This window comes from Massilia luteola (assembly GCF_034420155.1).
Lineage (GTDB): Bacteria > Pseudomonadota > Gammaproteobacteria > Burkholderiales > Burkholderiaceae_D > Telluria > Telluria luteola.
The window spans coordinates 166805-187549 of the sequence record NZ_JAXOFN010000005.1 but is presented as its reverse complement, the minus strand read 5'-3'; the positions used below and the strand labels follow the sequence as shown (position 1 = coordinate 187549).

Sequence of the window (20745 nt, the reverse complement as noted above, 5' to 3'; positions counted from 1 at the left end):
AGTTCAGATGAGCCCGCGCGCCAGCGCCTTCAACGTGGCGGCGGGACGCGACCCTGCTTCCAGCTTCTGGAAGATATTGTCGACGTGCATCCGCACGCTCGCCGGACTGATCCGCATGGCGCGGGCGGCTTCGCGGCTCGTCTCGCCGTGGGTGATGTGGCGCAGCACTTCGAGCTCGCGTTCGGACAGCAGGCGGTCGCGCATGGGCGCGGACGGCGCCGTGCCGCGCGCCGCGGCAAGAACGGCTTCGACGGCATGCCGGTCGAAGCGTCCGGCCGCCGCCTGCGCCGTCATCAGGGTCGACGCGGCCGCGGCGCCATGCGCGGGGCGCCACGGACGCGCCGAACACAGCGAAATATATGCGGCGGCCGCACCGAGCAGGCGTTCCTGCATGCCCACGGATCCAGCCCGCGCCTTGCGAAAATAACCGCTGCCGTCGAGGCGTTCGTAGATGAACGAGGCGAGCGTCGCTTCGCCCTGGAGCGCCGGAATCTGCGCGCCCGCGCGCGCCGTCCAGAACGGCACCTTGCGCACCTGGTCCCAGTCGGCCGCATCGAGCTTGCCGGGCCGTTCCCACACGGCGTTCGGCACCGCCACCTTGCCGATGCCATGCAGCAGCGCGGCCCGCACCAGCGGGCTTTCTTCCAGCGCCAGCATGCCGGCCAGCGACGCGCTACGGCGCGCCAATGCCGCGACGCGCCGCGAATAGCCCGTGAGCCACGGCAGTTTCAATTCGATGACGTCGGCCACGACGGCCAGCGGCACGCGCCGGTCGTGGCCGGGATAGTCGGCCGCGCACGACGGTTCCTCGAGCATGTCGAGCCAGTCCTGCGCGTGCGGCGACAGGCGCTGCACCAGCGTGACCGGATATTTGACGCCGGCGCGCTCGCCGATCAGGCGCAGGGCCCCGGTCGTGCCGTGCGCGGGCGCCAGCACTTCGAGGTCGCCGGCCAGGCGCACGTAGAACACGGCGCGCGGGATGTTCGGGGCGAACAGCAGATCCTGCATGTCGCCGCGGTGGTGGCTGCCGAACAGGTGGCGCAGGCTGTTCTCGACGTCGCCCGGCAACCCGAGCAGCACGGCGATGTCGCCCGCCACCTCGCACTGCATCTGCGCCAGCGGCAGCACGTTGGCGAACGTGAGGCCGCTGTGGCCGGACAGGGTGCGCGTGACCATCGCATGGCGGCCGCGCACATCGTCGCCCAGCAGGTGCGCGAACCCGGCCGCCGTCGCCGTGCTTCCCGACCAGCGCAGCAGTGCGACGAGGCGCGTGCTCGTGCACGCATCCGCACCGTCGCCGTTTTCCTCCGCGAGCCGCGCGGCGAGGCGGGCCGTGCGGATCGAGTGGTCAGGCGGCAGGCCCATGGACAGGTCGCCGACCATGGCCAACACCTGCACGGCGTCCTCGACGGTAATGGTTTCATCGGGTTGCATGGCACTAATGTAACGGTCATTGCCATGGCGTACAAGGCGCGCGAACTGTCGCGTGCGCGAGGTGATGAGCAGACGTAAAAAAGCCCGCTCGAAGCGGGCCCTGGATGCTGCCGGCGCGAACGTCAGATCGCGCGGATATTGCTTGCCTTGTCGCCCTTCGGGCTGGGTGCGCGTTCGAACGAGACGCGCTGGTTTTCGGTCAGGCTCTTGAAGCCTTCCGACTGGATGTCCTTGAAGTGCGCGAACAGATCGTCGCCGCCTGCGTCAGGCGCGATGAAGCCGAAGCCTTTGGAATCGTTGAACCATTTCACGGTGCCGGTTTGAGTCGTCATGTAGATACCTTCAGTAGATGTTGAGAGCGGAGTGCCCGATGCGCAGCGCGACCAAGAGATGTAACCGAGGGGTATCAAACGGGAATGCCCGGACGGGCGAGACGGGAAAGAAACCAACAATAACGACGACTTGATGAGGTGCACGATGAAATATACAGGCGTTGCGCCGGATCGCCTAAGCATTTCGGATTGAATGTCGGATTTATTGTGCGCGGTCGCGAATCGCACCGGTGCGCACCGGCGGCATCGAGGCGGATGGGGGAAGATAGCGGTGCCGATCAACCATTCCCATCCGCCATGCAATTGCAGATCAGACGTTATCGCCCGGACGACCGCAAGGCCGTGCTCGCGGCCTTCCGCTCCAACGTGCCGGCTCACTTTCCCGCTTCGGAAACATTATGGCTGCGTTCCGCCCTGGACGACCCGGACGGCCCGCTGTTCGTCGCCGTCGAGGCCGGTGGGATCGTCGGCTTCGGCGGCTACGAATTGTCCGAGTTTTACGACCTCGGCACCCTCGTGTTCGGCCTCGTGCGGGCCGACCGCCACGGCGCCGGCATCGGCCGCGCGCTGCTTGCCTACCGCCTGTTGCACATGGCCGGCCGCAAGCTGCGGCCCCGTTACGTGACGGTCGATACGCATCCGCACACGGCCGGCTTCTTCCGCCGCTGCGGCTTCGTCGAGATCGCCCGCTGGCCCGGCGGCTACCGCTCCGGACGCGACCGCGTCGACCTGCGCTTCGACCTCACGGACGAGGCCGTGGCCGCCTTGCGCGCGCGCGGGTGGCGCGATGCCTTCGGCCGCGACGCGCGCCCTTGATGCCGGCGCCGATCGGCTTGCTGCGACGGCGATGCGGCTGCGCAGGTCGTGCCGGATGCGCTCCAGTGCCGGCCGCATGGCGCGGTCGTCCGCCGGCGTGCAGGTCGCGCGGCCGTGGCGGACCGTCAGGCGGCGCCTGACCAGGACGGCATCGCTTTCGCGCGCATAGGTCGATCGATAAAAGATGCCGCCGGTGATCACGCTGGCGGGCCGGGGCAGCGCCGCGAGGCGCAGGCCCTGCGGCAGGCGCACGCGGGTCTCGTCTTCGACGTCGATGGCCGCGCAGACGAAGTCCAGGCGTCGAACGCGTTCCCGCATCAGGCTGGCCACGGCGGCGTCCACGGCGCTTCCGGTGTGATCTGTGGTCGCCAGCGATCCATTCGTCCGCAAGCCGCCGACGCCGGCGCGGACCACCGTGCGCACGGGTTCGGCCAGCGCGCCTGTCACGGTCCGGTCCACCCTGGACGTGCCGTGCTCGATGTCGATGGTCGCCACCGTGCGGATCGATTGCGGCTGCAGCACAGGTGTCATCGCGAACGTGCCGCTCTTCAGCAACAGCACCGGCTTGCCCAGCAGGGCAGGCGGCAGGTCGCCGGCCTTGACGGCCGCCGCCGGGTCGACGAACAGGGCGATCTCCGGCACGTACACGATCAGGTGGTCGAGCACGCCCAGCGCCGGCGTGTCCGGCAAGGTGTAGACGTTGCCGTCGTTGACGAGGGCCGGCGTACTGGCGATGCCGATGGCGGCCAGCAGCGCTTCCAGCAGCGCGGCGCGGTCGCGGTCGTCGCCGCGGCGTGCGTCGAGCACCGTGCTCGCGGGATGCGGCACCATGCTGAAGGCGCCAGCGCCAGCGCCAGCGCCAGCGCCAGCGCCAGCGCCAGCGCCAGCACCGGCCCCGGCGTCCATCGGGCGGATATTTTGTTGAGCCCATGCGGACAGCGCAAGCACGCGGGCGCGCGTATCGGGCAGTCCGGCCGTCAACTGGTGAGCCAGCGTTGCGACGGCCGGGGAGGGCAGGGCCTTGCCGGCCATCGCCGCGCGCCAGGCGGCCGCGAAGGCCGGGTAATCGGGCAGGGTCGAGACGACCAGGCGCCGGCCGTAGTCGAGGACGCTGACCGCGTCCGCCTCGATGCGCGCGTTGGGCCCGTTCACGTAGCGCCACTGGTAGCGCCGCCGGCCCGGCGGACTGTCGCCCGGCAGCGGCACGAAGCCGACGGCATCCGCATGCAGCGGCAGCGCTGGTGGCATGTCGTAGACCACCGTGGTGTTCCGGTGGACGAGGAACGGCATCACCGCCACGTCGTCGAACTGGCCGGGAAATGGTGGCGTGTGGCGCCGCACGACGTAGTGCACGACCTGCCGGTCGCCCGTCGCCGCGTCGGGAAACACGATGGTCGTCGCACGCGCCGTGCCGTCGTCCTGGTTCAGGATGGCGCCGGGCGGCACCGCGATGCGCCGTCCGTCGGGCTTTTGCGTGTATGCCGCCACCGACACGACCTCGTCCAGCGTCGTGCTGGAGTGGATGGTGAACCGGCGGTGATCCCGCACGGCGCGCGGTGTTGCGAGGGTGCGCGCGTCGTCCACCGTGAGCCGGTACGTGCCGTCCGGCTCGACGACGTAATGCCGGACGTGGCGCTCGACGATGACGGATGGATCGGTGCCGGTATCGGTGCCGGCGCCGGCGCCGGCGCGCGCGAGGCCGCCGGTCGTCAACAGCGCGACCATCATCCAGATTAGCGAGGCACAATATCTACTGATCATGCGGGCTCCAGACACAGGGCGGAAGGGCGACCGGACCATGTTACGGAGGGCCGCCGGACGACCCTTGAGGCTACGCAACCGTGCCCTTCCTGCGATAATTTCGGGATGAGCGCACTTACCTTCCACGCCGGGCCGGCGGCCCTGGCCCAGATCCGCGCGCATGGCTTGCGCGCACGCGACATCGCCGTCGTGCCCGCCGCGGCCGGCGGACCCAAGGGACTCGTGTTCCGCGCCCTCGACCAGTGGGTGTTCGGCGACTGGTTCGCGCGCGCGCCGCGCGAGCGCATCCTGATCGGATCGTCGATCGGCGCCTGGCGCATGGCGGCCGCCTGCCAGCGCGACCCCGTGACGGCCTTCGCGCGCCTGGGTGAGCTCTACAGCGGCCAGCGCTACACGTCGACGAGGCCCTCGCAGGACCAGATCGACGCCGTCGTGCAGGGCCTCCTGGACGAATTCGTGCGCGGCCACGAGGGCGACATCGTCAACCACCCGCACTACCGCCTGCACGTGCTGACGGTGCGCGGCAAGCGCGCCCTGGCCGCGCCCGGCCACCGTCACGCCGAGATGCGCGGATTCGCCGCGGCGGCTCTGCACAATCTGTTTTCGCGCGACAAGCTGGCGCATTTGCTGGACCGCGTCGTGCTCGCCGACCGCCGCGCCCACGCGCCCTGGCTGCGCGACCGCTTCGACAACTTCGCCACGCATTTCGCCGTGCTGACGCCGGACAACCTGGCGGCCGGCCTGCTGGCCTCCGGCACCCTGCCGATGCTGATGAAACCGGTGCGCGACATCGCCGGCGCGCCGCCCGGCCATTACTGGGACGGCGGCATCGTCGATTACAACCTGGCGCTGCCGTATGCGCGGATGGCGGCGCAGGCGCCCGGCGACATCGTGCTGTATCCCCATTTTTCCGAACACATTGTGCCGGGCTGGCTGGACAAGGCGCTGCCGTGGCGCCGCGCGGCGCGCGGGCCGAATCGCGGCTGGCTCGACAACGTGCTGATCGTGGCGCCGAGCCATGCATTCCTCGCCAAAATGCCGCGCGGAAAACTCATCGACCGCAGCGATTTCAAGTTTTACGGCCTCGACCACGATGCCCGCATCCGCGCCTGGCGCCAGGCGATGGATGAGGGAGAACGGCTGCGCGACGAATTCGCGGGCTTCGTCGAGCGGCCGGACGTCGGACAGATTCGTCCGCTTTAAGCGACGCGAATTGCGCTGATGCGCAAGAAAAGGCCGGAATAAAGGGCTGTTTGCGGTCTTTGCAGGCAAGCGGAGGTACAATACGGGGTTTCGTAAATTCGACCCAGAAAGCTTCCCATGAGTCTCAAATGCGGCATCGTCGGCCTGCCCAACGTCGGCAAGTCCACCCTGTTCAACGCCCTGACCAAGGCCGGCATCCCGGCTGAAAACTATCCGTTCTGCACCATCGAGCCGAACGTCGGCGTCGTCGAGGTGCCGGATCCGCGCATCGACCAGCTGGCCACCATCGTCAAGCCGGAGCGCGTCGTCAAGGCGATCGTCGAGTTCGTCGACATCGCTGGCCTCGTGGCCGGCGCGTCGAAGGGCGAGGGCCTGGGCAACCAGTTCCTGTCGCATATCCGCGAGACGGACGCCATCGTCAACGTCGTGCGCTGCTTCGAAGACCCGAACGTGATCCACGTAGCCGGCAAGGTCAGCCCGATCGACGACATCGAAGTCATCCAGACCGAACTGGCGCTGGCCGACATGGGCACCGCCGAGAAAGCGCTGCACCGCGAGCAAAAGAAGGCGCGCGCCGGCGACAAGGACGCGATCAAGCTGGTGGCGATCCTGGAAAAGCTGCTGCCGCACCTGAACGAAGGCCAACCCGCGCGCACGCTGGGCCTGGACGCCGACCAGCTGGAACTGATCAAGCCGCTGTGCCTGATCACGGCCAAGCCGGCCATGTTCGTGGCCAACGTGTCGGAAAGCGGCTTCAAGGACAACCCGCTGCTGGACCTGCTGACGGACTTCGCCAACAAGCAGAACGCGCCGATCGTCGCGATCTCCGCCGCCATCGAATCGGAGATCGCCAACCTGGACGACGCCGACAAGCTGGAATTCCTGGCCGACCTCGGCATGGAAGAACCGGGCCTGGACCGCCTGATCCGCGCCGCGTTCACGCTGCTGGGCCTGCAGACCTACTTCACGGCCGGCGTGAAGGAAGTGCGCGCCTGGACCGTCCCGATCGGCGCCACCGCCCCGCAGGCAGCCGGCGTGATCCACACGGACTTCGAACGCGGCTTCATCCGCGCCCAGACCATTTCCTTCGACGACTACATCACCTACAAGGGTGAATCCGGCGCCAAGGAAGCGGGCAAGATGCGGGCGGAAGGCAAGGAATACATCGTCAAGGATGGGGATGTGTTGAACTTCCTGTTCAACGTTTGAGTGAGGTCGGGTCCAAGCGGATCCGACGGCTATCCGACGCCCCGGTTTCTCGATTGAGCCGGGGCTTTTTTATGCGCGCATGCCCGGCTGAGACCTAGCCGAGATTCAGTCCGAGATGAAAGGTGTCGGCAGCGACTTCACCGTAATCTTGGGTGAGTACTTAGCCATGGGTTGCCGCGAGCAAGCTGGAAATCAGTGTGCACCCGCATGCACTATGATGCCCCTGCAAGGCTACCATCCGTTCACCAATCAGGAACGTTGGAACCCCTTCGACGATAGGATTTATGCCGTGGCCTGGTATTGGACAGGACACGCTATCGCCAACGCGGGCAATGCCGAGTCCGGAAATAATATGCGTGGTCGAAGCTGAGATAACTTTGCCGCCATGAGAAGTGGGGTCACCTAAGCGGATGATTGGCAATGCCATTTCTATACTTGAGCTCCTGTTGATGACGTAGATGTTCGGTAGAAAGACCACGCGATGGTTCTATTCTGCGAAGCAGATAATCTTTAATTGAAAAGATTATCGAGCTGCCTGAATGTTTTCTCTTTGTCAGTCAAAACATCGCTACGCAGGCCCAGGTAAAATTTTGAGAACTCTTCCTTGCTGACGGATTCTCTAGTAATGCCATGACATTCAAGCAATTTATTGATCGCATTAATCAGTGGAAGAGTTTCCGTTTCCGTCCGAATCATGCCCTTTAATGCAGCATCAAGTTCGGGCGTCAATACGTCGGCGGGTACATAGAACGCGGCATTGGATCGATTAGTCTCGTTTGCGCTCGACATAAGTCGTATAAATACCGGTATCAATGAGGCATCCGCTTGAATTTGATAAAGTTCCCACGCCGCCGAGATTTCTGCATCTTCGCGCAATTTTCCGGAATCCAATAGTTGCCTCACTATGGGGGCGGCGCGCACCGGATCGGCCACAAAGAGCCCTCCGATGCTTTCACGGCTTCCGCCATGTAGTACTCTTTCTAATAAATAATCGAAGGCCTTCGATCTTTCTTCGAGAGACATGCCATCGAAATGGGCCTCGTTCAGGCCATCAAGCCGCTCTTTGTTGGCCGTTGTAAAAAAAGCCAAGAAGTTTTGATATGCGTAGGTCATGGTTTTCGTTGGTCAAATTTTAGTAGCTGATCGATATAATTCGGTGACAACTGATGCGTAGATGAACTCAAATCGACGATGTGCATCTCAATGGCGTCGATTTTCCCTGTTTCTAAGCGATCCAACAGCAGTGGTTTTTCTTGGTTGTGCCAAACGGTTTTGGGGGACCACACTCTATCTGGCGTTTGCACTACAGAGTTGTAGTGAGAATGAATTGTAAAATCTTATGACTTTCTTGCATAATTGTCTTCTTTTATTTTGAAATGAAGCAGGAGGCGAGGTGAGCTCGAAGATTTTTCGAAGCTTGCCAGCTCGGTGATTCGTATGTACGCGCACTGTCCGAAGAAAGAGCAATTCGGGCGTCGTGACAATTGAAGTGTTTTTGATAAGCAACCTTGAATTAGAATTCGCGCATTGAGCCTACCGTCGATGGCGGCCACGGTCCTCGTTTGATGCCGGGGCTTTTTCACTCGCGTGATCCAGTTCGGAACCGGATGGTTTCCTGCATGCTCGCCTATAAAACGACATGAAATCGTTCTTCCTGCGTTGGTGCGCCGCACTCGTGGAAGCGCTCCTGTGCCTGTTCCTTGGCCTGCGCTCAAGCTTCAGAAACCGTTTATGTGGCGCTCGGCATGCCTGTGCACGGCCATCCTGGTCTTCTGGCTCCGGTTCTACTGGCATTTCGGCGTCCGCGGTGAGAAAAGTGCATGGCGCGGTGCCGGGACGGCTACCGCTGCACGAACATGTCCCACCGCTGCTGATGCTGGGCGTGCTGTCGGTGATCGGCGTGCCGATCCCGATCCTGAATCTCATGCTGCCCGCGGTGATGTGGACCAGTGTGCTTCACCTGGTCCGGCGCGGGCCGCAATGGAACTCACCCACCGCACCCGCTTCCGTCAGCTCAGCCTCTCCGCCAGATCCTGCGCCAGCCCGCACATGGTCAACGTCGGATTCCACGACCCCGACGTCGGAAACAACCCGCCGCCAGTAACGTAGACGTTGTTCACCCCATGCGGCCGGTAATCCAGCCCGACGACCGACGTGGCCGGATCCTCCCCGATCCACAGCGCCGACGCCTCGTGCACGATGATCGGCAGGCGGATCTGCTGCTTGCCCGGCCGGCGCGCCTGCCAGAAGCCCGCGTCGGGCGCGCCTTCGATCCAGTATTCGATCGAAGGCAGCGTGCCGGCGCCGCGGCTGGCCAGGGCGGCGATGGTCTGGTAGGTCGCTTCGTCGAGCACGTCCCACAGGTGCTGTTCGCGCGGGCCGGCCTGCAACTGCACCGTGATGTTCGTCGCCGGATCGAGGCTGCCGTTCGGGCGGATCCAGTTGTCGGGATTGTCTTCGCCGACCTCGCCCAGCGTGGCGCACACGAACACCACGTAGTCTTCCGAACCCACCAACTGCGCCATCGACGCGACGGCCGCGGCGTCGGGGGCTTCGTAGGCGATGGTGGCAGCGTCGCGCGCCGGGTCGCCCGACGCGAAGGCGCTCACCTGCACGTGGTATTGCAGGCCCTGCTCGTCCTTGCCGTGCAGGTACTGGGCGCCGAGTTCCAGCGCGGCCAGGTCCTTGAATGCCGACCGTTTGACGCGCGCGGTGACGTGCGACATGAAGTGGCCCGTGTAGCGCTTGCCGATGTTGGGCAGCTGGTCGCCGAAGGAATTCATCAGCAGGGTCGCGGGCGGGATCGTCCCCATCGCCAGCACGATGCGCGCGTTGCCGACGCTTAAGGGGCCGCGGCTCGTGTCGAGCGCCGTGACGGTGCCGTCGCCGTCGTGCAGCAGGCGCTGGACGATGCACTGGTCGACGAGCGCCAGCGCCTGGCCGCGGCCCTGGTCCGCCAGCGCCTGCTGGCGCTGCTGCAGGCCGAGCAGGGTGCCGACCGTCGAGTACTTGTAGAACTTCACTCCCTGCCATTCGCTGTGGCCGACGGCCATCGGCGCCGGGAACGCGCCCTCGGCCGAGGGCACGAAGCGTTTGAAGTTTTCGCGCAGATTGGTGTCCAGCTGGCGCTGCAGGCTGCCGTAGACGCTGTCGTCGATGCGGTCGGCCGTCGTCACGTGCAGGAAGGCGCGCGCGCCCTCCCAGAATCCGGGCTGCTGCGTGACGGCGACGAGCGCCGGCGGCCAGTCGCGCATCAATGTCGGTTCCGGCGCCGGGCACCACGCGCTCCAGTAGGTCGAGCGGCCGCCCAGCACGGGGATGTAGCCGGCCTGGAAGAATTTGGAACCGGTCGTGGCCATCGCCGCGCTGCGTGCCCACGGATACGTCGTGCACGGCGCACTGGTCGCCTGGAAGGCCATCGGCAGCATCTGGTAATGCACGGGCAGCCAGTAGCCGCCGCGGTCCAGCACGAGGATGCGCGCCTGCGGATTGCGCGCCAGCGCGCGGTCGATGAAGGCGACGGCGGTCGGGCCGGTGCCGATGACGATGAAGTCGTAACTGGTGGCCTGGGCCTGCGCCCAGTCGGTCGTGAAGAAGGCGCTGGCGGCGATGCGGTCGGCGTCCGCCGACTGCGGACCCGGCACCGGGTAGCCTTCGGAGATCCCGGCCGGCATGTTGCCCGCCTTCGTGTAGAAACGCTTGTAGTTGGATGACATCGTGTCTCCTGCTGGATGCGGATGGCGTGTCGCGGGCGCCCGCGCCCGCGTACGGGGCTGGACGCGGCTTATTTGCCGGCGCGCGGCGGCATCCGCTTGCCGCGCAGGTCGAAGCCGGTCAGGGCATGCGTCTTGCCGGTCGTGGCGGTGTACCACAGCGGCAGCGATTTAAAGGCCAGCACCATGTCGAAGTCGGCGGCGATGCTGCCCGCATCCATCGGCACGTTGCCCTTGCGGTTCTGGAACCAGCGCAGCCAGTCCGGCGAGCCGGGCGGCGGCGACACGATGTACTGCTTCGATGCGATCTGCGGCGGGTTCGACGTGGCCGGCAGCAGGAACGACGGCATGGTGTTCGTCTTCGGATTCCATTGCGCCGTGCTGTGGCAGCTCATGCACGAGGAGTCCTGGGCATTCTTGACCAGCTGCTGCTTGATGCCGTCCTTGTAGGCGATGTCGTTCATGGCGCCGTCGTTCGGGCCGGACAGGCGATTGCCCCAGCCGAACGTGGCGCCGCCATAGGCCGGCGCGGCCGGGTTGTTCCAGTTCTGCAGCAGGGGAGCGGCCGGGTTGACCGTGCTGTTGGCCTGCGGGTCGTTACCCCACTGCGCGCCGAGCACGACCATCTGGTCCCAGATGCCGTTCGGGCCGGGTTTGACGTTGCTGTCGTAGACGAGCGTCATGAAGACCCAGCCGGTGTCCGGTGCGGACTGGCTGTCCTTGACGATGATGTCGAACTGCATCAGGTAGGTGTTCGTCACCTTGGGCAGCGTGCTGCCGCCGGTCGTGGCGTTGGTCGTGATGTACAGCGGCCAGGCCTGGGTGCCGGCCATCACCGGCCACACGTCCGGGCCGGCCGTCACGAACGCCGCCTTGACGATCAGCGCGCCCTCCGCGAATTGCGTGCTGGTGGACGTCACGTTCGGCTTCATGCCGGCGCTGGCCGACCACACGTGGTTCAGGGTCTGGGCCGCGACCTTGTCGTAGTAGGTCAGCACATAGGTCGAGATCGGCTTCGTCAGGCCGCTGGCGGCGAACAGCGACGCATCCAGTTCGTCGGTGCCGACGTACATGCCGTGGATGGCTTCGCGCCCGCCGTAGTTGCCGTTGGCGCTGCCCAGCCAGGGCTCGTTGTACCAGCCGCGCGCGGCGGCGTCCCAGTGCGCGTAATCGAACAGCAGGGTCGGCATGTCCTTGCCGACCGCCGCCTTCAGCGCCTCGGCGTACGCGCTCGCGTTCTGGACCGTGATCCGGCCGTTCTGGATGGCGCCGCGCCAAGGCATGGCCGGCGCCGCGACCTTGGCCGGGTATGCGTGGCTGAGCTTGAACAGCGGTCCGGTGTACTGGCTGGACGGCGGCAGCGCGCCGTTGTTGTTCGCGTATGGTGTCGCAACCGGTGCGGCCGCCACGGCCAGCGGGATCAGGCACAGGCCAATGCCGAAGAATCCGAGTTTCATGCGATGCGTCCCCTTTCGTCGATGTCATACCGGACCGGATTGGTCCGATTCTTTGATTGCTCTCGGAAACTAACTCGCCGGAAATGTCACATTCTTGAAGAAACGCAAGGATTCTCGATTTTGCCCCCAGCGGGTGGCGTACCCGGGCTGGACCGTTAGGCATCGCGGCGGTGCGGCGGCTTGCCGCCAAGGCTTGAAACGTTAAAGTTTTGTAATGAAGGTGACATACTCGTCAACTAACCTCCGGGCATGCCGCGCCGCACAGAGCGCGGTTCCACCCTCAGACCCTGGAGAGTTGACGCATGAATCCGAATCCCGACCTGTCCCGCCGCCGCCTGCTTCGCCTGATGGGCGCCACCCCGATGCTGCCGCTGGGCGCCGGCGGCGTGGCCGCCTTGATGGCCGGCTGCGGCGGTGGTGACAACGACACCCCGACGACCACCGCGCCGACGCCGGCCGTGACCCTCGCGAGCGTGTCGTTCGGGTCAATGGCGGCGCCCGCGCTGGCCGATGCCGCCGCCATGGCGAAGACGTCGGTCGCATCGACGATGACGGTCAACTTCAGCGACAGCAGCAAGCTCGATTTCAAGCTGTCGTATCAGCCGTTCTTCATCACCGGCGACATGGTCCCGAACGGCAGCGGCGGCACCATCCTGGCCGGCGGCTACTATGACATCGACAACAAGGCGATCGTCGACACGACGGTCGCGGGCAAAGAGCGCCAGTTCTTCTCGGATTCGCCGGACGGCACGTCGCTGTTGACCGTGCCGAATGCGAACGTGACGGGCGTGAAGGGCAACGCGGTGTTCGCCGTCGTGCAGTTCGAATACACGAGCTGGGCCCAGGACGGCAAGACCGACATGTACGGCAAGCTGCCGTCGCCGATCGCCGTGCTGACCCTCGACCAGGACAAGACCACCGGCAAGCTGACGCTGGTGAAGTACCACAACGTCGACACGTCCGGCGTGAACGGCCTGTGGATCACGTGCGGCGCCAGCCTGTCGCCGTGGGGCACGCACCTGTCGAGCGAGGAGTACGAGCCGAACGCCTTCACCGCCGCCGGCGAGGACCAGTTCAAGTCCTTCAGCAAGAACCTGTACGGCGACGAGGCGAAGGCGAACCCCTACAACTACGGCCACCTGCCGGAAGTGACCGTGAACGCGGACGGCACGGCATCCATCAAGAAGCACTACTGCATGGGACGCATCTCGCACGAACTGGTGCAGGTGCTGGGCGACAACCGCACCGTGATCATGGGCGACGACGCCACCAACAGCGGCTATTTCGTGTTCGTGGCCGACAAGGAAAAGGACCTGTCGGCGGGCACGCTGTACGTGGCCAAGGTCGGCGCGGGCTTCTCACTCGACCCGGCGGGCAGCCCGGCGCCGCTCACCTGGCTCAGGCTCGGCGCGGCCACCAGCGACGAGATCCGCGCGCTGGCCGCCTCGCTCAAGGCGACCGACATCATGGACCGCACCAGCGCCGACCCGCAGGACGCGACCTACACCAAGGTCATGGTCGGCGGCAAGGCCGAGTGGATCAAGCTGAAACCGGGCATGGAAAAGGCCGCGGCCTTCCTCGAAACCCACCGCTATGCCGCGCTGCTGGGCGCCTCGCTGGGCTTTACCAAGATGGAAGGCACGACCGTCAACCTCAAGGACAAGGTCGCGTATTCGGCGCTGTCCTACTGCCAGGGCTCGATGGTGGCCGGCAATGCGGCCAATGTGGCGGGGAACGGCATCTCGATCCCGAAAGCGTTGAACGCGGGCGCCGTGATGGCGCTGAGCTTGAAGGGCGGCCAGAAGGACACGGCCGGCAATGCCATCAACAGCGAGTGGATGCCCGCCGACGTCAAGGCCCTGCTGACTGGCGAGGACATCGCCGCGGATGCCCTCGGCAACGCGGCGAATCCGGACAAGATCGCCAACCCGGACAACCTCAAGTTCTCGGAAAAGATGCGCACCCTGTTCATCGGCGAGGACAGCAACCTGCACGTCAATAACTTCCTGTGGGCGTACAACGTCGACACCAAACAGTTGTCGCGCGTGCTGTCGGTACCGTCCGGCGCCGAGTCGACCGGCCTGCACGCGGTGGACGACGTCAACGGCTGGACCTACGTCATGAGCAACTTCCAGCATCCGGGCGACTGGATCGGCATCCACGCCAACGTCAAGGGCACGCTGGATCCGCTCATCAAGGCCAATTACAAGGACAAGTTCGGGGCGGCGGTGGGGTATCTCACCGGCGAGCTGGCGCAGTTCAAATTGGCGAAAGCGTAACGCGAACGCATGGCGGGCACGGGGTGCCCGCCAAACCACCATCAAAACAATCCGACGAACTCCCGCGCCGCCGAAAACGGATCCGGCACCTGCACCACGCTGCTGATGGCGGCCACCATGTCCGCCCCGCGCGACACGAGCGGGCGCGCGTTCGCCGCCGTCATCCCGCCGATCACCACCACCGGCACGCACAGGCTCGCCTTGGCCTGCAGGACGATGTCCGGCGATGTCGTCACGGCATACTTCTTGACCAGCGAGGGATAGAAGCCGCCGAACGCGACATAGCTCGCGCCCGCGCCCTGCGCCTTCTGCGCCAGTTCGAGGTCGCCGTAGCACGACGCGCCGACGATCTTGTCCGGGCCGACGGCGCCGCGCACGGCGGCCACCGGCGCATCGAGACCGCCCACGTGGACGCCGTCCGCATCGAGCTCGGTGCACAGCAGCACATGGTCGTTGATGATCAGCGGCCGGCCGTGGCGCCGGCACAGGGCCAGCAGGGCGGCGGCCTGTTCGCGGCGCAGGTCGGGGCCCGCGTCCTTGTGGCGGTACTGGATCAGCGCGGCGCCGGCGCGCAGCGCCTGGTCCGTCACGTCCAGCAGCCGGTCGGTGTCGTCCCAGTTCGGGGTCACCAGGTATAAGCCTCGCATGTCGTTATCTCTCCTCATGGATGGATGCGGCGCGGAATGCGCTGGCCCGGCGCGATCGCGTACGCATGCGCGAGCGTGCGGTCGCACCAGCGCTGGCCGAGTTCCAGCGCCTGCGCCATCGTGTCGCCCAGCGCCAGCCGGGCCGCGATGCCGGACGCCAGCGTGCAGCCGCTGCCGTGGAATTCGCCGCGCAGGCGCGGCCAGCGCCACTCCCGCGATCCGCCAGCGCTCAGCCAGCGGTTGACGATGTCGGCGCCGTCGCCATGGCCGCCCGTCACCAGCACGTGGGCGCAGGGCAGGGGCGTGCTGCCGTTGGGCGCGATGCCCAGCGCCGCCGCTTCCGGCAGGTTCGGCACGACCAGCGTGGCCACGGCCAGCAGCGGCGCCAGCGCGGCCAGCGCGTCGCCGCGCGACAGGGTGTCGCCGCGGCCGCTGGCCAGTATCGGGTCGAGCACCACGGGCAGGTCCGGCCGCCGCACACGCAGCATCCGCACGATGCCGGCGATGGCTTCCGCGTTCTCCCGGTTGCCGGGGATGCCGATTTTCACCGCGCGGATCGGCATCGTCTCGGCCAGCAGCACGGCCTGGCGCAGCAGCAGGCCGGCGTCGACCGGCACCACTTCGCGCACGGCGTTGTTGTCCTGGACCGTCAGCGCCGTCACCAGCGGCAGCGCATGCGCGCCCTGGGCGGAGACGGCTTCGATGTCGGCCTGGATGCCGGCGCCGCCCGACGGATCGAGTCCGGCGCACACGAGCACGCAGGGCCGCAGCAGCGTGTCCATCAGATCCGGCCCGCCATCGGCGACGACGGCGAGGCCGCGAACCGGCGCGGCATGCGGCCCGCGAGGTAGGCTTCGCGGCCCGCTTCCACCGCGAGGCGCATCGCGCCGGCCATCCGCACCGGGTCTTGCGCACCGGCGATGGCGCTGTTCATCAGCACGCCGTCGCAGCCCAGCTCCATCGCGATGGCCGCATCGGACGCCGTGCCGACGCCCGCATCCACGATCACCGGCACCTTGGCCTGCTCGATGATCAGCGACAGGTTCCACGGATTCAGGATGCCCATGCCGGAACCGATCAGCGACGCGAGCGGCATGATCGCCGCGCAGCCGATGTCTTCCAGCATGCGCGCCTGGATCGGATCGTCGCTGCAATAGACCATCACGTCGAAGCCGTCGCGTACCAGTTCGCGCGCGGCGACGAGCGTCTCCGGCATGTTCGGGAACAGCGTCTTCTCGTCGCCCAGCACTTCGAGCTTGACGAGCTTGTGGCCGTTCAGCAGCTCGCGCGCCAGCTGCAGCGTGTACACGGCGTCCTTGGCGTTGTAGCAGCCGGCCGTGTTGGGCAGGATCGTCCAGCGCGACGGCGGTACCGCGTCGAGCAGGTTCGGTTCGTTCGCGTGCTGGCCGATGTTCACGCGCCGGATCGCCACCGTGATGATTGCGGCACCCGACGCTTCCGTCGCCGCGCGGGTCTGTTCCAGGTCGCGGTATTTGCCGCTGCCCACCAGCAGGCGCGAGTCGTATGCCTTGCCGGCGATGGTCAACGGCCGGTCCGTTTGAGTCGTATTCGTCATGTCATGTTCCTTCAATGTCGAGGATCAGCCGCCGCCGATGGCGCGCACCACGTCCACGCGGTCGCGCGCGTGCAGGGGCGTGTCGCGCCAGCGCTCGCGCGGCACGACTTGCCGGTTCACGGCCAGCGCGAGCTTCTGGCCCGCGAGGCCCAGCGACTCGACGAGGTCGTGCAGGCTGGAGTCTCCGGGCAGCGCGTGCGCGGCGCCGTTCAATTCGATTTCCAGCACGGCGTCACTCCTTGTGATACAGCTCGGCGCCGCGCTTCATGAACTCGACGGCCTTCACCTGCATGCCCTGTTCCAGCGCGGCGTTGGCGGCGATGCCCTGGCCGGCCGCGTAGTCGCGCACTTCCTGCGTGATCTTCATCGAGCAGAAATGCGGACCGCACATGGAGCAGAAGTGCGCCACCTTGGCGGAATCCTTGGGCAATGTCTCGTCGTGGAAGGAACGCGCCTTGTCCGGATCGAGGCCGAGATTGAACTGGTCGTCCCAGCGGAATTCGAAGCGCGCCTTCGACAGCGCGTTGTCGCGGATCTGCGCGCCCGGATGACCCTTGGCCAGGTCGGCCGCGTGCGCCGCGATCTTGTACGTGATGATGCCGTCCTTGACGTCGTCCTTGTCGGGCAGGCCCAGGTGCTCCTTCGGCGTCACGTAGCACAGCATCGCCGTGCCGTACCAGCCGATGTTGGCGGCGCCGATGCCGGACGTGATGTGGTCGTAGCCCGGCGCGATGTCGGTCGTCAGCGGCCCAAGCGTGTAGAACGGCGCCTCGTGGCACTGCTCCAGCTGCAGGTCCATGTTTTCCTTGATCAGCTGCAGCGGCACGTGGCCCGGGCCTTCGATCATCACCTGCACGTCGTGCTTCCACGCGACCTGCGTCAGTTCGCCGAGGGTCTTCAGTTCGGACAGCTGGGCTTCGTCGTTGGCGTCGTAGATCGAGCCGGGACGCAGGCCGTCGCCCAGGCTGAACGCGACGTCGTAGGCCTTCATGATCGCGCAGATCTCTTCGAAATGCGTGTACAGGAACGATTCCTTGTGGTGGGCGAGGCACCACTTGGCCATGATCGAGCCGCCGCGCGAGACGATGCCGGTGAGCCTGCTCGCGGTCATCGGCACGTAGGCGAGACGCACGCCGGCGTGGATGGTGAAGTAGTCGACGCCTTGCTCCGCCTGCTCGATCAGCGTGTCGCGGTAGATCTCCCAGGTCAGGTCCTCGGCCTTGCCGTGCACCTTTTCCAGCGCCTGGTACAGCGGCACCGTGCCGATGGGGACGGGGCTGTTCCGGATGATCCATTCGCGGGTCTCGTGGATATGCTTGCCGGTGGAGAGATCCATCACGGTGTCGCCGCCCCAGCGCGTGGCCCAGGTCATCTTCTCGACTTCCTCGCCGATCGACGACGTCACGGCCGAGTTGCCGATGTTCGCATTGATCTTCACGAGGAAGTTGCGGCCGATGATCATCGGTTCCGATTCCGGGTGGTTGATGTTGTTCGGCAGGATGGCGCGGCCGCGCGCGATCTCGTCGCGCACGAATTCGGGCGTGATCTCGCGCGGGACCGATGCGCCGAACGACTGGCCCGGATGCTGGCGGCCCAGCACCTGCGCCATGCGCTTGCCCGTGGGACCGGCGGCCTCCATCGCGGCGAGGTATTCCTGGCGGCGCAGGTTTTCGCGGATGGCGACATATTCCATCTCGGGCGTGATGATGCCCTGGCGCGCGTAATGCATCTGCGTGACGTTGCGCCCGGCGACCGCGCGGCGCGGCTTGCGCTGCAGGTGGAAGCGCAGCTCGGCCAGTTTCGGATCGTTCAGGCGTTCGACGCCGTAGTGGGACGTCGGACCCGCCAGTTCCTCGGTGTCGCCGCGCTCGCGGATCCAGTCCGCACGCAGCGGCGCCAGGCCGGAGCGGATGTCGATGACGGCGTCGGGATCGGTGTACGGACCCGACGTGTCGTAGACCCACACGGGCGGATTCGGCTCATGGCCGAACGACGCCGGGGTGTCGGACTGGCGGATCTCGCGCATCGGCACGCGGATGTCCGGGCGGCTGCCCGTCACGTAGACCTTGCGGGAATTGGGCAGCGGCGCGACGGCGGCGGCATCGACGGTGGCGCTGGCGGAGAGGAATTTCGGATCGGCGTTCAAGTGCACTCCTTGTTGGTCACTAAGGGGCATTTCGAAACCGTCGCGAGCGGCAGCAGTTTTGGCCGGGACGCGCAGCTGTACGCGAATACAGCGAGCATCGCAGGGCAAAAAATGCAACGCGCAGCAGGTTTAGAAGTGCCCCGGGAGATCGGCGATCCAGCTGGAGGAGGTGCAAAGATGCGGGCAGACGAACGTGCACGCGGAACTCTGTAGCTTCCCTTCGCTGGCATTATCCAGATCAGGTTCAGAGGGTATTTCTCACCCACGCCGCGTGACGGCGCAGGACCCCTAGCATTGATGTCGCCCCGGATGGCCGGAGCGACGGGACGGAGTGTACGCGTGTTTTTTCAGAATGGCAAACGCCGGATCGCCTGCGCGACCGCGTCCGGCGCCTCCAGCGGCAGCAGGTGGCCGCGTCCCGGCACCGTCTCCAGCACCGCGTGCGGGATGAACGGGAGCAGGTGCGTGAGCAGCGCCGCCGGCGGGTCGACGCGATCCAGTTCGCCGGAGACGACCGTCACCGGCACGGCGATCCTGCGCGCCCGTTCCGTGATGTCGTGCGCCATCGCGCCATGCGGCCAGGCCCGTTTCGCGGCGTGCGCGCCGCGCAGGCTGTCCTCGACGACCTGGCTGCGCAGCGCGGGCGGCAGCGGGCCCGCGCTCAGCACGTGGTCGAGCGTGGCGCCGACGGCGGCCGCGTCGTCGTAGGCGTGGGCGATGGCGTCGCGCTGCTGCGCGTCGAGCGGCAGCGGCAGGGGTGGCGACGGCGCCACGAGGACGAGGCCGCGCAACCCGGCCGGGCGGTCCGCCGCGAGATATTGCGCGAGCTTGCCGCCCATCGAGTGGCCGACGAGGAGATAGCGGTCGAGCGCCAGCGCCTCGACCACGCCGCGCACGTCGGCCGCCATGTCGGCCAGCGCGTAGCCCGCGTCGGGCTGGCTGGAATCGCCCCAGCCGCGCAGGTCGACGGCCACATGCCGGTAACCGTCGGGCAGGGCGCCGATCACGGGTTGCCACGTGCGCGCCGAACCGCCCCAGTAGTGCAGATAGAGCAGGGTGGTCGCGCCGCTGCCGGTGAGGTGGACATCGAGTTCGATGCCGTTGGTCTTGATCTTCATTGCCGTTCCTGGGTGATGGGGTAAGACGAAGACTGTAACTTCCATCGGTTCGTTCGATAATCCCGGATTTCGTGGCATCATTTACCACTTTGGGTGGGAGATCGCATGGACCGGGTGACGAGCATGGCGGTGTTCGTGAAGAGCGTCGAGGGCGGCAGCCTGGCGGCCGCGGCGCGCCACTTCGGGCTGTCGCACGCGATGGTGAGCAAGCATCTGCGCGGCCTGGAGCAGAGCCTGGGCGTGCGCCTGCTGACCCTCACCACGCGCCGCCTGACGCTGACGGAGGCCGGCGACAATTACTTCCGGCGCTGCGTGCAGATCCTCGCCGACATCGAGGAGGCCAACCGCGAGGCGATGCAGTTGCAGGCCGTGCCGCGCGGCCTGCTGCGCCTGACGGCACCCGTGACGTTCGGCGAGCAGCACCTGGCGCCCGCGCTCGCGGCATTCCTCGCGCGCTATCCCGACATCGTGCTGGACGTCGAGCTGACGGACCGCTTTTCGGACCTCATCGACGAAGGCTTCGACCTGGCGCTGCGCATCGGCCGCCTGCCCGATTCGGCGCTCGTCGCGCGCCGCCTCGGCGCCAGCCGCATGATCACGTGCGCGGCGCCGGCCTACCTCGCGCGCCACGGCACGCCCGCGCATCCGTCCGAACTGGCGGCCCACCGCTGCCTGTACCTGAGCGGCGTGACGACGCCGGGCGAGTGGTGGTACGAGGCCGGCGGCGGCCGGATGACGGTCCGGGTCGACGGCCCGCTGCGGACGAATTCGATCGCGCTGGCATGCCAGGCGGCGCGCGCGGGCGCGGGCATCGTGTTCGGTCCGGCGTTCGCGCTCGCACCGTCGATCGCGGCCGGCGCCCTCGTGCCCGTGCTGGAGGACTTCGCCGGCGCCGCGCTGGACATCCACGCCCTCTACCTCAGCAAGCGCCACATGTCGAAGAAGCTGCGCCTGCTGATCGATTTCCTGGCCGGCCGCTTTGCCCCGCCGGTGGGCATGGACGGCGTTTGATGCGATACTGTCGGCGTCAATCCACCGTTCCGCCCACGCGATC

The 20745-nt window shown here is 66.5% G+C and carries 17 protein-coding genes, 1 pseudogene and 1 riboswitch; of the genes and pseudogenes, 5 read left to right on the top strand and 13 right to left on the bottom strand.

Going from position 1 to position 20745, the window contains the following annotated elements:
• Positions 1 to 3 precede the first annotated feature (3 nt).
• Together U9J41_RS08695 and U9J41_RS08690 are read right to left on the bottom strand one after the other, a co-directional pair.
• Positions 4 to 1434 (bottom strand): HD domain-containing phosphohydrolase, encoded by a 1431-nt coding sequence (locus tag U9J41_RS08695; RefSeq protein WP_322401816.1) that lies wholly within the window; start codon positions 1432 to 1434, stop codon positions 4 to 6.
• Positions 1435 to 1556: 122 nt separating this feature from the next.
• The gene (locus U9J41_RS08690) at positions 1557 to 1766 is read right to left on the bottom strand and encodes a cold-shock protein (RefSeq protein WP_056449032.1); all 210 of its coding nucleotides are present in this window, start codon (positions 1764 to 1766) and stop codon (positions 1557 to 1559) included.
• A gap of 255 nt (positions 1767 to 2021) precedes the next feature.
• Here U9J41_RS08690 and U9J41_RS29320 point away from each other — a divergent pair, with 255 nt between their 5' ends.
• Complete coding sequence (locus tag U9J41_RS29320) at positions 2022 to 2582, top strand: GNAT family N-acetyltransferase (protein ID WP_425260201.1); 561 nt, start codon at positions 2022 to 2024, stop codon at positions 2580 to 2582.
• A gap of 1158 nt (positions 2583 to 3740) precedes the next feature.
• Here U9J41_RS29320 and U9J41_RS29315 read toward each other — a convergent pair.
• Positions 3741 to 4307: pseudogene (locus U9J41_RS29315) on the bottom strand (DUF3857 domain-containing protein); the annotation flags it as partial.
• Positions 4308 to 4448: 141 nt separating this feature from the next.
• On the opposite strand from U9J41_RS29315, the gene U9J41_RS08680 reads away from it, so the two are divergent.
• Positions 4449 to 5546, top strand: coding sequence for a patatin-like phospholipase family protein (locus tag U9J41_RS08680; protein WP_322401814.1), 1098 nt, complete (start codon positions 4449 to 4451; stop codon positions 5544 to 5546).
• 117 nt (positions 5547 to 5663) lie between these two features.
• Positions 5664 to 6755 carry a redox-regulated ATPase YchF gene (ychF, locus tag U9J41_RS08675; RefSeq protein ID WP_322401813.1) on the top strand — a complete coding sequence of 364 codons (1092 nt, stop codon included), beginning with the start codon at positions 5664 to 5666 and terminating at the stop codon, positions 6753 to 6755.
• A gap of 160 nt (positions 6756 to 6915) precedes the next feature.
• Here ychF and U9J41_RS08670 read toward each other — a convergent pair whose 3' ends face one another.
• The 4 genes from U9J41_RS08670 to U9J41_RS08655 form a co-directional block, all read right to left on the bottom strand.
• Positions 6916 to 7182 carry a PAAR domain-containing protein gene (locus U9J41_RS08670; RefSeq protein ID WP_322401812.1) on the bottom strand — a complete coding sequence of 89 codons (267 nt, stop codon included), beginning with the start codon at positions 7180 to 7182 and terminating at the stop codon, positions 6916 to 6918.
• 83 nt (positions 7183 to 7265) lie between these two features.
• Positions 7266 to 7868: a hypothetical protein gene (locus U9J41_RS08665; protein WP_322401811.1), complete on the bottom strand. Its 603-nt coding sequence runs from the start codon at positions 7866 to 7868 to the stop codon at positions 7266 to 7268.
• Positions 7869 to 8764: 896 nt separating this feature from the next.
• A complete protein-coding gene (locus tag U9J41_RS08660) occupies positions 8765 to 10471 on the bottom strand; it encodes a GMC oxidoreductase (protein WP_322401810.1) in 1707 nt (568 codons plus the stop codon).
• A 68-nt stretch (positions 10472 to 10539) separates the two neighbouring features.
• Complete coding sequence (locus U9J41_RS08655; protein ID WP_322401809.1) at positions 10540 to 11925, bottom strand: hypothetical protein; 1386 nt, start codon at positions 11923 to 11925, stop codon at positions 10540 to 10542.
• 302 nt (positions 11926 to 12227) lie between these two features.
• Here U9J41_RS08655 and U9J41_RS08650 point away from each other — a divergent pair, with 302 nt between their 5' ends.
• Positions 12228 to 14204, top strand: coding sequence for a PhoX family protein (locus U9J41_RS08650; protein WP_322401808.1), 1977 nt, complete (start codon positions 12228 to 12230; stop codon positions 14202 to 14204).
• A 41-nt stretch (positions 14205 to 14245) separates the two neighbouring features.
• Here the strand turns inward: U9J41_RS08650 and thiE are convergent, their stop codons facing one another.
• From thiE to U9J41_RS08620, 6 genes are all read right to left on the bottom strand, one after another.
• Positions 14246 to 14851 carry a thiamine phosphate synthase gene (thiE, locus tag U9J41_RS08645; protein WP_322401807.1) on the bottom strand — a complete coding sequence of 202 codons (606 nt, stop codon included), beginning with the start codon at positions 14849 to 14851 and terminating at the stop codon, positions 14246 to 14248.
• Between the two features lie 14 nt (positions 14852 to 14865).
• Positions 14866 to 15633 carry a bifunctional hydroxymethylpyrimidine kinase/phosphomethylpyrimidine kinase gene (gene thiD / locus U9J41_RS08640; protein WP_322401806.1) on the bottom strand — a complete coding sequence of 256 codons (768 nt, stop codon included), beginning with the start codon at positions 15631 to 15633 and terminating at the stop codon, positions 14866 to 14868.
• Complete coding sequence (locus U9J41_RS08635) at positions 15633 to 16427, bottom strand: thiazole synthase (RefSeq protein ID WP_322401805.1); 795 nt, start codon at positions 16425 to 16427, stop codon at positions 15633 to 15635. Before U9J41_RS08635 ends, thiD begins: the two co-directional genes overlap by 1 nt.
• 24 nt (positions 16428 to 16451) lie before the next feature.
• The gene (gene thiS / locus U9J41_RS08630; RefSeq protein WP_322401804.1) at positions 16452 to 16655 is read right to left on the bottom strand and encodes a sulfur carrier protein ThiS; all 204 of its coding nucleotides are present in this window, start codon (positions 16653 to 16655) and stop codon (positions 16452 to 16454) included.
• Positions 16656 to 16659: 4 nt separating this feature from the next.
• Positions 16660 to 18573 (bottom strand): phosphomethylpyrimidine synthase ThiC, encoded by a 1914-nt coding sequence (thiC, locus tag U9J41_RS08625; RefSeq protein WP_322401803.1) that lies wholly within the window; start codon positions 18571 to 18573, stop codon positions 16660 to 16662.
• A gap of 198 nt (positions 18574 to 18771) precedes the next feature.
• Positions 18772 to 18873, bottom strand: a riboswitch (TPP riboswitch).
• 47 nt (positions 18874 to 18920) lie between these two features.
• Positions 18921 to 19691, bottom strand: coding sequence for an alpha/beta fold hydrolase (locus U9J41_RS08620; RefSeq protein WP_322401802.1), 771 nt, complete (start codon positions 19689 to 19691; stop codon positions 18921 to 18923).
• A 105-nt stretch (positions 19692 to 19796) separates the two neighbouring features.
• Between U9J41_RS08620 and U9J41_RS08615 the strand changes: the two genes are divergently transcribed.
• Positions 19797 to 20702: a LysR family transcriptional regulator gene (locus tag U9J41_RS08615; RefSeq protein WP_322401801.1), complete on the top strand. Its 906-nt coding sequence runs from the start codon at positions 19797 to 19799 to the stop codon at positions 20700 to 20702.
• Positions 20703 to 20745 lie beyond the last annotated feature (43 nt).